This window comes from Flavobacterium sp. GCM10022190, assembly GCF_042656445.1.
Lineage (GTDB): Bacteria > Bacteroidota > Bacteroidia > Flavobacteriales > Flavobacteriaceae > Flavobacterium > Flavobacterium nitratireducens.
The window spans coordinates 1,426,024-1,440,815 of the sequence record NZ_JBHSOQ010000001.1 but is presented as its reverse complement, the minus strand read 5'-3'; the positions used below and the strand labels follow the sequence as shown (position 1 = coordinate 1,440,815).

The 14,792-nt window shown below is 33.7% G+C and carries 7 protein-coding genes; all 7 read right to left on the bottom strand.

Going from position 1 to position 14,792, the window contains the following annotated elements; translation table 11 throughout:
• Nucleotide 1: 1 nt before the first annotated feature.
• The 7 genes from ACFPTQ_RS05950 to ACFPTQ_RS05920 all read right to left on the bottom strand — a co-directional run bounded on the left by ACFPTQ_RS05950 (nucleotide 2) and on the right by ACFPTQ_RS05920 (nucleotide 14,780).
• Complete coding sequence (locus ACFPTQ_RS05950) at nucleotides 2-2,218, bottom strand: alpha-N-acetylglucosaminidase (RefSeq protein WP_379775078.1); 2,217 nt, start codon at nucleotides 2,216-2,218, stop codon at nucleotides 2-4.
• A 1-nt stretch (nucleotide 2,219) separates the two neighbouring features.
• On the bottom strand, nucleotides 2,220-4,511 hold the full coding sequence (locus ACFPTQ_RS05945; RefSeq protein WP_379775075.1) for a GH92 family glycosyl hydrolase: 2,292 nt from the start codon (nucleotides 4,509-4,511) through the stop codon (nucleotides 2,220-2,222).
• 135 nt (nucleotides 4,512-4,646) lie between these two features.
• The gene (locus ACFPTQ_RS05940) at nucleotides 4,647-5,495 is read right to left on the bottom strand and encodes a DUF4861 family protein (RefSeq protein WP_379775073.1); all 849 of its coding nucleotides are present in this window, start codon (nucleotides 5,493-5,495) and stop codon (nucleotides 4,647-4,649) included.
• 75 nt (nucleotides 5,496-5,570) lie between these two features.
• Nucleotides 5,571-7,361 (bottom strand): hypothetical protein, encoded by a 1,791-nt coding sequence (locus tag ACFPTQ_RS05935; protein ID WP_379775070.1) that lies wholly within the window; start codon nucleotides 7,359-7,361, stop codon nucleotides 5,571-5,573.
• A gap of 18 nt (nucleotides 7,362-7,379) precedes the next feature.
• Nucleotides 7,380-9,695 carry a GH92 family glycosyl hydrolase gene (locus ACFPTQ_RS05930; protein ID WP_379775068.1) on the bottom strand — a complete coding sequence of 772 codons (2,316 nt, stop codon included), beginning with the start codon at nucleotides 9,693-9,695 and terminating at the stop codon, nucleotides 7,380-7,382.
• 366 nt (nucleotides 9,696-10,061) lie between these two features.
• Nucleotides 10,062-11,702 carry a RagB/SusD family nutrient uptake outer membrane protein gene (locus tag ACFPTQ_RS05925; RefSeq protein ID WP_379775066.1) on the bottom strand — a complete coding sequence of 547 codons (1,641 nt, stop codon included), beginning with the start codon at nucleotides 11,700-11,702 and terminating at the stop codon, nucleotides 10,062-10,064.
• Nucleotides 11,703-11,729: 27 nt separating this feature from the next.
• The gene (locus ACFPTQ_RS05920; protein ID WP_379775064.1) at nucleotides 11,730-14,780 is read right to left on the bottom strand and encodes a SusC/RagA family TonB-linked outer membrane protein; all 3,051 of its coding nucleotides are present in this window, start codon (nucleotides 14,778-14,780) and stop codon (nucleotides 11,730-11,732) included.
• Nucleotides 14,781-14,792 lie beyond the last annotated feature (12 nt).

Genomic DNA, 14,792 nt, shown 5'->3' with positions numbered 1-14,792 from the left:
GTTAATAATCATATTTAATTGTTGCCATTTTCTCGGTCACAGGAATAATGCGAGAACGATATTTTTTATGTAAAGCCTTAGCAATCACATTTGGATTTCCTTTAGCTTTTACTGGAAAATCTTTTCTTGCAGTAACCCACTTCCATTCCCATTCTCTAATTTTTTCGTCAAAAGCAGTTTGATTAAATGTTCCCCAATTCGATTTTACATCTACAAAAAATTGCTCCCATCTTGGTTTGTAAAAATCACTCATTAATCCACTCCACTGACGGTTACTATATTCATGCAATCTATTATTTGCTCCTCCCCAAAGAGTAATTAAATCTCTTGCATTTTGTTCATAAAGTGCTTTTTCTTGCTCATCAACGCCCCATTTTCTAGCATCGGCAATCCAAGGTCCTAAAAGAAAATCTTGACGACTGGCCAATAACATGTCTAAATCATCAATTAATTCTAAGAATTCTTTACTGTGCTTATCAAAGGCTACTTTGTCATTATTTTTATACGCTTGAGCAATTTCTTGTTGTAAAGGCAAAGCATAATTAGCCAAAACTTGTCTTGTTACATCAACCAAATCATATTGAAATCCATCTGATTTTTGACAAGCTGGAATAGACTGTATAAATAAATCCCAAGCAGGCAATAAATCTTTAGGTGCATAATTCAACTTTGTTCTCGCCCAACGACGGAATCCTTCAAAAGTAGGTCTTGAAACAATAATTGATTCAGCACCATCACGTATCACTTGACCGTTATAAACTGTTTTTACTAATACATCCCATGCCTTGTTAATGGTCTCATTAGATTTACCATAACGATTTAATGTATATTGGTTTAACCATGGTTTTAATTCAATTGGAGTATCGCGCCAAGTATTGTCGGTCATTAATTCGTATAAAACCGGATTTTGCTCAATAGCTTCCATGGTTAATCCTATCCCCTTTAACTTACCAGATTTAGGATCTTTCAAAACCTTTGCTGGTTCTGTTGCTACAGTTTCAATTCGACCAAACAATGAAATATTACCTCCAAAATTATGTAGCATATTCCAAATCCATTGTTTGCCGTAAAAAGCTTCCGTACGTTTCCATACGGGTTCAATCTCTGCCGCCAAGTCCAAAATAATCATACGATCATCTGGTACTGCATCTAATAATCCTTTAATTTGAGGAGCTTCCCAAAATTCTCTATGACTGTAAAAAAGCCAACCTTGCATTACCCAAACAGCCTCATTATCCGCTGCTTTCATTCCTTCAAAAATCTTTTTACTTAAATCAAACAAATAAGCAGGATCGTTTGAAGGTGGTGTATTTTCATTAAAAGTATCCGCAGAATATAAATGATCTGTACCATACACTTTTGATTGCATCTCTAAGAATTTCTTAGCTATTTCTGCAAATAAAGGGTCACTAGAATCTAAAATATAAGTGTCCTCAAAATCATTTTCCCAATTGGTTGCTTTCAATTTAGCATTTGGGAAAAACTTTTTAAAAGAAGCTGGAACGTGACCTGTAAATGCAGGCAATACCGTTTTCATTCCTAATTCACGCTCTCTCTTTAAAATTTTCAATTGCAAATCGCGGTGTGATTCTTTCCAATTTTTAGACAAGGGACCTCCCCAACCGTCTAAATTCCCCATCCAAAACCAACCAAAATATGCTGGTCCGCTGAAAAAAGAGTTTAAATCTTCATCTTTAAAACCATAGGATTTATATACTTCGTCCCAAATGTACTCTTCACCTGTAATCGCAAGTGGCATGTTGATTCCGTGCAAAGCCATCCAATCGATTTCTTTTTCCCATCGTTCCCAATCCCACCAGCTCATGGTATAGTTAAACGTGCAATAATTTAAGTAATAGCGGTATTCATAAGGAGTTTTTTTATGAATTAACTGAGGAACAGCTGGTAATTTTTTAGGCAAATTTAAATTGGTTCCGTTCCAAGTAATTTGACTATGAGTATAATTATTTAAATAATAATACAAAGCCGAAGCAACAGAAACCCCATTATTACCTCTTAGAAGAATTTTATTTTCTTTTGAAACAATTTCAAACCAATCTCCTTTTTCTCTACTCGATGATTCAATTTCTACACTAAACTGCGACGCATGATTAGGTAAAACACGTTTAATTAATGCAAGTTCAGCATTAGCATTTGGATTAGATTGAGCAACAAAAGAAATCAATAATGTTGCTATTAGATAAACTGTTTTTTTCATACTATTCTTCAATTAATTTGTCTGATTTAGAAGGTGGAACTTGTTTGATTCCCCAGGTTTTAGAAGGCGTTGCTGCCATTTCAAATTCTAAGACACCACCATTTACAATATCACTATGTTCAATAAAAGCATTTTCGAAATCTTTACCATTCAGGGTTACCGATTTGATGTACTTATTTTTATCGGAGAAATTCTTGGCCTTAATGACAAAATCTTTTCCGTTTTCCTGATGTATCACCGTTTGTTTAAAATAAGGTGAATTGATTAAGTAATAAGATTGTCCTGCATTAGGATAGAGTCCCATCATATGAAATGCTAACCATGACGACATGGCACCCGAATCATCATTTCCAGGAATTCCATTTCGACTTGCATTATAATTTTGATCAATGATTTGATGAATTCTATCGTTACTTAAATCAGGTCTACCTATCCAGTGGTATAAATTTGGACTTAAAAATGATGGCTCATTGGCTACATTATAAAAACCTCTATCAAATAAAGTATTTAAACGCTTTTTAAAAGCTTCATTTCCGCCTGATTTTTTAATTAACATAGCTACGTCATGCGGCACTGACAGTGAATATTCCCATGAACTAGCTTCGTAAAATACACCACACCACCAGCAAACACAGTTTGGCCAATCTTGTGCCAAAGGTGTATAGGGAACATAGGTAATTTTACCATTATTAGCGGTACATTGAATACTATCTACCCATTTTCTATTGGAATCTTTAGGCATGATAAAACCACGAGAACCATTATCTTCGATATCTCTCCATAAGTTTTGCCAATTATCGGATTGTTTTATAAAACGCCAATATTCTCCTTTACGTTTCGTTCCTTTAGCAACAATTGCTAAACAATAATCATTGTACGAATATTCCAAAGTGCGATTTCCAGAACGAACATAATCGGTAGAAACATAGCCTAACCTATTGTAATCAACTAAACCTCCGCGACCTTCTTTTTCTTCATTTCCTCCTGGTGGAAATAAAGCATCTTTTAACATGGCTTCTAAACCTAATTTATAATTGATTCCCTCTAAACCTTTTACAAAAGCATCTGCAATAACTACTTCTGCATTAGAACCACCTTGGGTACGCCCATTAGAGTTTCCACTTCTTGCTTCTGGCAAATAACCATCTCTTTTATAAATTTGCAACATTGCATTTACAATATCCACTTCTCTTGATGGATTTAACAATGTAATCAATGGACTAGAAGAACGATAGGTATCCCAAATAGCATAAAAATCGTCATAATAAGGCGTGTTATTTTCCCATAATGGATTTTCACCTGTACGATCAACAGGCATCAACATCGTATGATACAAGCCTGTGTAAAACATGGTTTTCTTTTCTGTTGAAGCTTCTTTTTCTACTTCAACTCTTTTCAGTAGGTTTTCCCATTTTTCTTGGGTTTCCGCTAATTCTTTATTAAAGTCCCAATGTGGAATTTCATTATCTATATTCACTTTGGCTTTTAATGCACTAATGAAAGAAATCCCAATTTTCATTTTTAAGGATTTGTTTGTAAGTCCCTCAAAAAACAACATCGCTCCTGTTTTCTTACCATCATCAACTTGATTTCTTTCGTTAGGATAAAATTGCTCTCCTTTCCAAGTTGAAAAATTGGTAAACGGTTGATCAAAAACAGCCGAAAAGTAAACCGTATAAGTACTTCCATTATTCCAACCTCCGCGAACTTTCGTAAATCCACGAACTTCGGTATCCGAAATCACTTCGACTTGAGAACCCACAAATTGTTGTGCTTCTCTTCCATCCGGAATAATAGATTCGTCTAAATACCTCCCTAAATCAATTTTAACAGCATTCTTTGCATTCGAATCAAAAACAAAACGATAAAAAGAAGCTCTATCAGAAGTTGTAATTTCGGTTTGAATATTCCATTTAGTTAAACGAGCACCATAATATCCCAAAGCAACTTTTTCGTTATCTCGCAAAGATTCCTGTTTAATTGAACCAAAATCACCTGAAATAGGCATTATCGAAACATTCCCATATTTTGCTCCTCCTCCGGTTCCACTAACATGAACTTGACTAAAACCATAAATTGGTTCTTTCAAATTCGTAGTAAAACCACTATTAGCGTGCAAATCGTTATCAGGTCCCGGCTTTACCATTCCATAGGGACAAGATGGGCCTATGAAAACATTACCAAGCCCTTCTGAACCAATCATCGGATCTACAAAGCGATGATACTGCGCATTCATAAAATAGCACTGTAATAGTAGAGTTAAACAAATAAAAAAGGAATAATTTCTTTTCATAATTTCAATTTTAAATTCTAAGTCGATTTGGGTTTGTTTTTATATTCGTTGTTTTAAATCCTTCCTATGTATTAGTCTTTTAAAAGAATAAAGGACTCTTGTTACCTTATTTTTTTAAAAATCCTATAGACTTTCTTATTTTATATATTCTTCTAACTTAACTAAGTTATTGATCTCTTGTTCTCTTGCACAGGCAGAAACAATTTCTGTTTCTAAATGTTTTGTTGGTTTAGATATTAATAAATACTGAGTTCCATCATCTGTATTCTTTACATAATCTTTAGGATTGAACTTAATAGCTGCACCTACACCAACAACTTCGGCGGCAACATCCTCAGGATGAGTTCCCCAGACTGCTATATAATTATTCCCCTTTTTAGTTTCGAAACCTTTAAAATAATTAACCCCTGTCACAAATTGAACTTTTTCTCCTGTAAGACTAAATGCTTCTACTTTAGCCTCTCTTTTCCCTGAATAAACAGTTACACGAACCTTTATATCAACCTTTTTTCCCTTGTATGGCACTCCTTTAGAAATCATTTCCATAAAAGAAGAATTCGTTGTTTTTCCAACGTGTGCCAAACGATTACTCACTGGATTTAATGGAACAACTTTCTCTCCATCCCAAAGACGCACACCACCTAAACCTACAGTAGCACCTACTTTATAATAATCAGCACCCCATCCTTCTTTTTGTTGTTGTGGAGTTGGATACCAAAATGCTTTTTTCAATTCTAATCCTGGATTAGCTTTGTTATAAACATCTATTGCTACTTTTTCACTAAAATAAATTCGTAAAGCCATCCACTCATTTTCAACCGCCGGTCCGTGGTGTCCTATAGTTTGATACAAATCACCCGATTCAGAACCGATATCTGTTAAATAACTTATTTTGTCTGCCTTCATATACAAACTCGCGTCGGTATTATTTTGTGCAAATCCCGCTGTGCATAGCAATAAAGCTCCTAAAAATGTAATTTTCATAATTTCAATAGTTACAGATTAAACTTAATTCTGGTAAAATTAAGTAAACTTCCCACATTGCTATCATTTTCTTTATTAACCTAAAGTCATTTTATGATGAAAAGGAGTAAATCCAGTGATATAAACATGAACCCCTTCTGTTCTTAAAGTCCCTTTATGATAGGAATACACTTCACTATCCAGATTATTTACATTTTCATGTTCTACTAATCCTGGACCTATCAACAACTGATCTGACCCCATACGCAACTTAGCTTCATTTGATTTTAAAAAATAATTTCCCTTACCGCCCAATGTTGCACCTTCAATTTGTGTTCCCTCTTTAAAACACATTTCAATTGTAATTTCGATGTTAGGAGGACCATCAACTTTAAAATCAAGAGTAAGCTGACCATTAATTTCTTCAATCTCTATTACTGTTGTTTGCTTTTTAACATTACTTACTTCTCTGTGTTCAAAATCCATTTTGTTCCAAAACCTACCATCTTTGGACTCAGATAAAGTGTAATCGGCATCCGACTTAATGTATTCACTCGACAGTGGTTGGTAATAATCAGCTTCTTTAATTTCCTTTAAAACATATTTGTTCCCCTTTTTTTCAATTCCGTCACTGCTGAAATAACCCATCCTAAAAAAAGAAGATGATAATCGCATATAATTGAGTACAACATCCCCTTTTCGATACATCAGAAAATTAGGGTTTGATGATCTGCCTGATACAACCAAAAGGGGTTTGTCGTTACCTCCAAATAATGTTATAGCTGTTTTTCCTCTTTTGATTCGAGCTAAACTTGATGTAGCAAAAAACATTTCATAATCATGGTTTAGCAAGGATTGAGAAGGAAGTTGTTTTTGCAAACTAGCATCTTCTAAGAAAGCTACTAAGGAATCTGACAATATTGCTTGAGTAAAATCAGGATTTTTTTCAATCAAATTGGTCATATAAATAAACTTAGGATCTCCTGTATGGATCGCCATAAAACGATATTGCAAATAAAATTTTGTCACAGTTTGATTTTGAAACTGATCTTGTCTTCTGGAATCTACGGTTACCAAATCACCATTTGACTCTGTATAATAATAATACGTTGATAAATTTTTGTGAACGATAGTTAGTAAATCTGGTTTATTTAGTAACCGAGCCATCGTAATTAACGCTTTATTAATTACAGCCGAATACACCCCACTACGTTCAGAATACTGACCATCTTTACTGATATAAATTCCCTCGGCAAGCCATTGATTAATTCTATTGATATAGCGATCATCTGGATATAACGAATTAATACTTGCCAATGCAGCACATACAACCCAGCGGTGATTTGGGGTATGGACTCCCCCTGTTACTAGACCTTCTCCTCCGTTTTGTATAAAAGACTGGATTTTAGCTTTTAGGGCTAAAACTTTATTTTGTTTACTGTTTTTTAAAACTGCTGCTGCTAAACACATCGATTCTAAAACAAAAGCAGTATCTGGTGGCGATTGTTTATTTCCCCCCGCGTCAAGAGTACCGTCTTTATGTTGCGCTTTCAACAACACATCGGTAAAATGATTCAAGAAGTCTAAAAGCACATCTGATTGATAAAATTCAGATTTGGAATAAGAAAATGATGCAACCAGAATGGCAATATTAGTGGCTATGGGACGATATCCATATCCCGTAATACGTGTATTTAAGTCGAGTGGTCTACTTTCTATGAGACTTTTAACTTTAGCATCATTATTCAAAAGTAATTTGTTCATCAAAAGGGAATCAACTTTTGCCGAGTTATCTATAAATAAGTCATTGGCCATAACCAGTTCACTCGCAAAAGTGCCCAGTAATGACAAACTTCCTAATTTTAAAAATTCTCCTCGACTTATCATATTCATCTTCTTTTTTGATTACAGATTTGATACTGAAAAAGGCTTACTATCTCTCTTTATTCCCCAATATTTATTTGGAACATTAGACATTTTAAAATCTAATTTTCCTCCTTTAATAATTGAAAAATGATCAAGGAATGTTTTGTCGTATTCCTCACCATTGAAACTTATGTTCTGAATATAATTATTGCCAGACGAAGCTCCTTTCGCATTAATAATCAACTTTTTACCCTTATCAAGACGTATCGTAATTTTATCAAAATGAGGACCCGAAATAACATATTGCGGCACCGATGGTGTTACAGGATAAAATCCTAAAGCGGCAAAAACATACCATGCCGACATTTGTCCCGCATCATCATTACCACTCAAACCTCCTACAGCATTACTATACTCTTGTTGCATGATTTGAGTAACTAATTCTTGTGTTTTCCACGGCTGACCACCATAATTATATAGAAATGGTATTTGATGACCTGGCTCATTACCATGCCAATATTGTTTAGCAGCGTGGAAACGATCCAGATTGTCATTAAAACCATTCTCACCTCCCATTAATTTCAATAATCCATTAATATCCTGCGGAACATACCAAGTATATTGATATGGAGTACCCTCTGTGATATATGATTTTCTAATATACTTATCAAAATCTTGTGTAAATGTCCCATCAGCAAATCGCCCTCTAACACAGGAATCAGAAACACTGTACACATTTTTATAATTTAATGCTCTCGCTTTTAAAATTTGAGCATTAATGCTATCTCCACGCTTAGTTGCAATTTGTGAAAGTGCAAAATCATCAAAGGCATATTCTAATGTTCTCGAAACTTGCTCTGCCTTGTGAAAGGATTCTTTAACTTCGTCTTCCAATGGTATGTAACCATACTTTAAATAAGATTTAAGAGCACGACGACCTTTTCCATTGACATAATCTTCATTATTTTGTGGAGACTCAAAAGCATTTTTTAATAAATAAGCATACTGTTTATCCGAAATCTCAATATTGTTTTTTATATAAGCATCAGCAATTGCAACAATGGAATGATCTCCAATCATCGCTGATGTATAACTATTCCAACATGGGAAAATAGGTAGCCAATCTCCTTGTTCAGCCATTTCAAATAGGCTATTCATCATTTGGCTATTTACCTTAGGGGTAAGCAGATTAAACAATGGTAAAGAAGACCTATAGATATCCCACATTGAAAAATCAGTGTAATAGTCTTCATTACCACTATTCATCAAATGCTTACCCCCATCAAAACTTACATAAGAGCCATCGACATCATTAAATGTTCGAGGTTGTAAAAAACTATGGTATAAAGCAGTATAGAATTTTACTTTTTCGTCTTGATTCGTTCCTTCTACCTGAATTTTAGAAAGCAAAGTTTCCCAACTCTTCTTTAAATTCTCTTTTGCTTCTGAAAAACTTATATTATTGGTTTCTGCTTCCAAATTTTTTCTAGCTTGTTCAATACTGGTGAAAGAAGTACCAATTTTTGCTGTAATTGTTTCACCTTTTGCAACTGTAAAAGAAATATAAGCACCTATATTTTCTTGATTTGAAATTTGCGTAATCCCTTTTAGTATTTTCTCATTTTGATATACACCAAATTGATTAGAAGATTTGCCTAATTGAACAACAAAATAGCCGCTAAAACCCGCCTTATCTCCCCAACCTTGGTATATCTTGTGAACTGGATTATAGCCTACAATTTCATTTTTATCAGGATTAATTTGAATAAAGCCTTCTCCTTCATCACTATTAGGATTTATAACTATATGGCCTTCTCCAGCATTTTCATATGTAAATTCAAACAAGCCACAACGTTTAGTCGCTGTCATATTTACATTTATATTGTAATCAGATAAATTTACTTTATAATTATAAGGCAATGTCTTTTCAGTATCATGGAAAAAATGAGAAGCTCTCTCCTCTGACTGACATTTCAAAGAACCGCTTACAGGCATAATAGTCATACTTCCATAATCTTGAACGCAAGAACCACTAAGCCAATGACTCCCTCTAAATCCCGTAATTTTTGTATCTGTATAGTAATAAGGTGCTATACATTTAGTTTCTTTTGCTTTGGTTTCAGGAGTCCAATTTGTCATTCCAAAAGGGAGCGTAACATAAGGAACCACCTGAGCATTATTCTCTTTTTCATCTTCTCCATGTTGTAGCGAACTAATAGTTGTTGAAGGAGCTGTGCCAATTAGTGGATTTACTAAATCAACATAATTTGTTCGCTTTGGTTTAATGGAACAAGACAAAATGAATAATAAAGCAACTAGAAAAGTACTATATTTTAATAAACGGAATAAATTCATTTTTATCTGTTTGCTTCTTTTACTTTAAAACTTTTCGATATTTTCAAAAAGTTAGAGGCAAAAATTTTATACTTTGACTATCAAATATTCTAAAAATTACTTTGAATACTTATTTACTGCTTTTCCAGAATTAATAGAAATCAAAAAATCTCAAAGATCAATTTTAAACAGTTGGATATCTTTCGTAAAAGAAAAAAATTCAACTATTGAAAATACCGAGAATTATTTGACAAAAACAATCCGAAAATAAGACTTGAAATAAACTTCAATTTCATTTTTAAGAAGAAAAGAGAAGAAGACTAAGCTCCTTCTCTTCTCAGAGGTAAATAAATCACCAACCAACTTAACAATCAATATTTCTACAAACTAGTTTGTATATTCTGGATTTTGTGTAAGCATACCTCCAGTAAGGTCAATCTCACTTTGAGGAATAGGTCTTAGCATATGATATGGTTTCAATGCATTGTTGAAAGCAACATGAGGATTATACAATTTTGCACGCTCAACTAGTTTGTTTGTTCTCTTTAAATCCATCCATCTGTTAACTTCTCCAGCTAATTCTCTAGCTCTCTCATCAAGGATAAAATCGATAGTTACTTGTCCTGAAGTTACTGGTGTTGTAATACCAGCTCTTGAACGTAAGGTTGTAAGACGCTGTGCTGCTGTTGTTGCATTAGATGCTTTTAAATAAGCTTCTGCAGCAATTAAATAAGCCTCTCCACTTCTCATGATTACCATGTCTCTCTGCCCTTGTGAACGTTGATCTCCATATGCAAAAGGTGCTGAAGGATCATCAAACTTTCTAAAAATAGGATGATGAACAGCTGTTGTTCCATCACTTGTAAAATACTTATCTGGATTGATCACAAAATATTTTTTAGTAGCAATTTTTGAATCTGACCATGCTACTTTTGGGAAATACATAATTGTATCTCCTACAACACCATTAACAGTCATCCCGTTAATTGTAGCTGAAAAATTTTGATCTGCATAGAGAACTCTTTTAAAAGTTCCTGCTGCTCTCTGGTCATTATCATCAAATAATGAATAGAAATATGGAGTTGGCATTCCGCTTACACCTTTAACTGAACGTTTTAAACCAGGATAGTTAAAAAATTCAAATTTATACAATTGATGTCTTGAATTTCCCCAACCCATTGAAGAGGAATTAGAACCAAATAAATAAGAGAAAATCACCTCTGAATTTCTTTGATTCTCAATACTTGTTAATGAGGCAAAAGAAGATACTAAAGCATGGTTTGCAATTACAGCATCAGCTAATGAAGCTGATTGTGTAAAATCTGCTGGAGTACCAAAAGATTTATATCCTCTAGTCAATAACACTTTAGACATAAAATGTCTTACAGCATCTTTTGTTAATCTTCCATAAACTGTTGTTGTTGCAGGAACTCCATCTAATGCATCAGTCAAATCAGCAACAATTTGTTTATAAACATTTTCTTCTGTCTCTCTTGTAAAGTTTCTTTCAGCTGTTTTTACTTGGTTTAAAACAAGTGGAACTCCTCCAAAGTTTTCTACCAAATTAAAATAAGCCATGGCTCTGAAAAATTTAGCTTCTCCCAATCCAACTTTTTTTGTATCAACTGACACCCCTTGTATAGTTTCAGCATTATCAATTACGATATTTGCAGATGCAATCAGACTATATTGATTAGACCAATACACCTGAACAGGCCAGTTCCTAACCGAAAAATTAACATAATCATTATTTTCATCAACTCCTGCTACAATACCTCCTCTGGTAATAATATCAGTACCCATATCTTCAAGAACATAATACATGTTAGAAGTATACTTAGTAGTAGTTTCTCTTGCTTTTAGATAAACCGCAGCAACTAATTGATCAAATGTTTGTGGATATTTTTGAGAAGTTTCAATTGACACAAAACTTTTATTTTCTTCTTCAAGATAAGATTCACAACTAGCACTTAGCATACCTACTGAAAGGAACGCAAGCATTATTTTATTATTAAAATATTTCTTCATTTTTTTTGATTTTTTTGATTCAACACCTTAAAAATTCACATTTATACCAGCCATGTATGTACGAGACATAAAAGCGGCTCCCCACGCATTTCTTCCTGCATTTTCAGGATCCCAACCATCGTATTTAGTAATAACAAATGGATTTTGTACAGTAGTATATATTCTGAAACTGCTTATTTTAAGCTTATCTAAAGCTACTTTAGGTAAAGAATAACCCAATGTTACATAACTAATTTTAGTATAAGAAACATCTTTATATTTAACTAAATTACCATAATTTCCACCATTCCCTGGTTGATAATATTCATTAGATGGATTTTCAGGAGTCCAATAATTTACTACTGCAGCATTAAATAATCTTGCAGGCTCACCATCATAAGGGAAAACTGTATTATTGTGGAAGTTACTTGAAACCTTATTACCTTGACTTGTTGAAACTAAAAATGAAAAATCAAAATTATTATAATTCATTGTACTTGTTACAGCACCTGTCCATTTAGGAGCCACCTGACCAATAACAGCTCTGTCATCTGGAGTTATTTTTCCATCATTGTTGATATCTTTCACTCTAACTTGACCTGGTCTTTGACCAAATGTTGCTGCTTCTGTAGTCTGATCTAATTGCCATATACCATCAAAAACATAATCAAAGATAGCACCTACAGGTTGCCCTGGAGTAATAACCATATTAATACCTGAATCGTTAGTAAGAATTCTATTTAAACCTCCATAAAGTTTTTTAACTTCATTTTTATTGGTAGCAAAATTGAAATTTGTAGTCCATTTGAAACCACCTTTATCAATGTTTGTAGTATTCAGTCCAACTTCTATACCTTTATTTCTTGACTCCCCTACATTGTCATAAACACCTGGTTGTCCAGTAATAGCTGGTATATCTGTGAACAAAATAAGATCTGTATTTTTTCTATTGTACACATCAATAGTACCTGATACTTTATTATCAAAAACACCAAAATCAAAACCTACGTTAACTTCTGCAGTTCTTTCCCAAGTTAAATTTTTATTTGCTAATCCAGTTATATAAGCAGTTGAAACTGGTACATCACCAATATTTACGGCATCATTAGCCAATAAAGACTGAGAACTCAAAGGAGCTATTCCTCCATTATTCCCTGTTTGACCATAACTTAATCTAAGCTTAGCATTAGAAAATATTTTTTGTGATTTCATGAACTCCTCATCTATCATTTTCCAGCCAAAAGCCGCCGATGGAAAAAACGCCCATTTATTACCTTCTGCTAATACTGATGAACCATCATAACGCCCAGTTACAGTAAACAAATACTTATCATTTAAGGTATAATTAACCCTTCCTGTATAGGATTCTAAAGTTTGTTTTGAGAAAAAACTGGTAGGTTTACTAACCTCCAAACCTGCACCTAAATTGTAGAAAGAAAAATCATCTGTAGCAAAGTTTCTAACCTGATTATAATACCCTTCGCTACGTTGCATGAATCTTGACATTACTCCAGTCGCTGTAAGCGCATGAACACCTTTTTCAAATTTATAATTGATAATATTATCCCAAGAATACGATAAATCATTAAAATTGTTAACCTGAGCTCTTCTCAAAGCAGGTTGACCTACAACGTCTTTAGAATACAAACCTCTCCACTCTCCGTATCTTGTATATTTAATGTTAGGAGCAAATTTTGTAGTTAATGTTAAACCTTTTGCAGGTCTAATCTCTAAAGCTATATCACCTATGTATTGAAGGTATTTAGTTTCTTTAGTTTGATTATCCGCCTCAAACAAAGGATTCGTAATTTGAGTCTCTTTTACTGTTGGGTAGAATTTTAAAGAGCCATCTGCATTATACGGCCTTCCAATTGGTTTTAAACGATACGAACTTCTAAATCCTTCCCAACTTCCTGAATTCTGAGTTGCAAATGTAATATAATTACCTATACTTAAGTTCATCCATTTATTCAAATCACTTTTTAAATTACCTCTAACATTGAATCTTTCAAAAGATTCTCCTTCAAGAGTACCCTCATCTTTAGTATAACCCAATCCTGCAGTATAAACCGTTTTTTCAGTTCCACCAGACATATTCAAGGTATGGTTTGTTTGTAATCCTTTCTTCAATATTAAATCAGTCCAGTTAGTACTAACTCCATCAGCAACATTTTGCAATTCTTCAGCTGACAAATAATTAGACAAAACTACATCTCCTCTTCTGTAACCATAATTACCAGAAGCAAATTGATTCCCTACCACTACATCTTTCAGATATTCAATATAGCCAGATCCATTTTGCATTGTTGGCAAATGATATGCTTCTTTGAAACCTATGTAATTAGAATAATTAACCTTCAAAGCTCCACTTTTACCGCTTTTCGTCTCAATCAAAACAACACCATTACTACCTCTAGAACCATAGATAGCTGTAGCAGATGCATCTTTTAAAATATCCATTCTGCTAATGTCAGCTGGATTCAAAAATGAAATATCATCTAAGAAAATACCATCGACAATAAATAATGGATTTCTTCCAGGCATAAAACCACCATTATCAGCTGTTTTATTCGCATTAATGGTACTAGAACCACGAACACGGATATTAAATCCACCACCTCCTGGCTTATTATCAGTACGTTGAATTACAACACCCGCTGTTTGCCCTTGAAGCGCTGATATTGCATCGACCTTATTTGCCTGTTCAATTTGTTTTGCACTTACCGTAGAAACAGAACCCGTTAAATCATTTTTCTTAACAGTTCCATAACCAATAACCACCACCTCATCAAGCTGGGAATTATTCTCAACCATAATTACACTCAATTTAGCTTGTCCATTGTAGACTAACTCTTGTGTTTTGTATCCAATGTAAGTAAAAACAATAACGTCTCCTTTTTTTGCTTTTACCTTAAAGTTACCATCAAAATCCGTTGTAGTACCATTTGATGTTCCTTTAACCAACAATGAAGCTCCTGGTAGAGGCATTTTTTGTGCATCTAAAACCACTCCTGATACTTCTGTCGATTGTGCCCACGAATTAATTGAAAACGCTATAAGAAAAAACAGCGCCAATAATTTGAATTTGGTTTTTTTCATTTTTAATTAGTA

Bases quoted from the DNA above. Each gene is read 5' to 3' on its own strand.
- ACFPTQ_RS05950 (WP_379775078.1), bottom strand. From the start codon at position 2,218: ATGAAAAAAACAGTTTATCTAATAGCAACATTATTGATTTCTTTTGTT.
- ACFPTQ_RS05945 (WP_379775075.1), bottom strand. From the start codon at position 4,511: ATGAAAAGAAATTATTCCTTTTTTATTTGTTTAACTCTACTATTACAG.
- ACFPTQ_RS05940 (WP_379775073.1), bottom strand. From the start codon at position 5,495: ATGAAAATTACATTTTTAGGAGCTTTATTGCTATGCACAGCGGGATTT.
- ACFPTQ_RS05935 (WP_379775070.1), bottom strand. From the start codon at position 7,361: ATGATAAGTCGAGGAGAATTTTTAAAATTAGGAAGTTTGTCATTACTG.
- ACFPTQ_RS05930 (WP_379775068.1), bottom strand. From the start codon at position 9,695: ATGAATTTATTCCGTTTATTAAAATATAGTACTTTTCTAGTTGCTTTA.
- ACFPTQ_RS05925 (WP_379775066.1), bottom strand. From the start codon at position 11,702: ATGAAGAAATATTTTAATAATAAAATAATGCTTGCGTTCCTTTCAGTA.
- ACFPTQ_RS05920 (WP_379775064.1), bottom strand. From the start codon at position 14,780: ATGAAAAAAACCAAATTCAAATTATTGGCGCTGTTTTTTCTTATAGCG.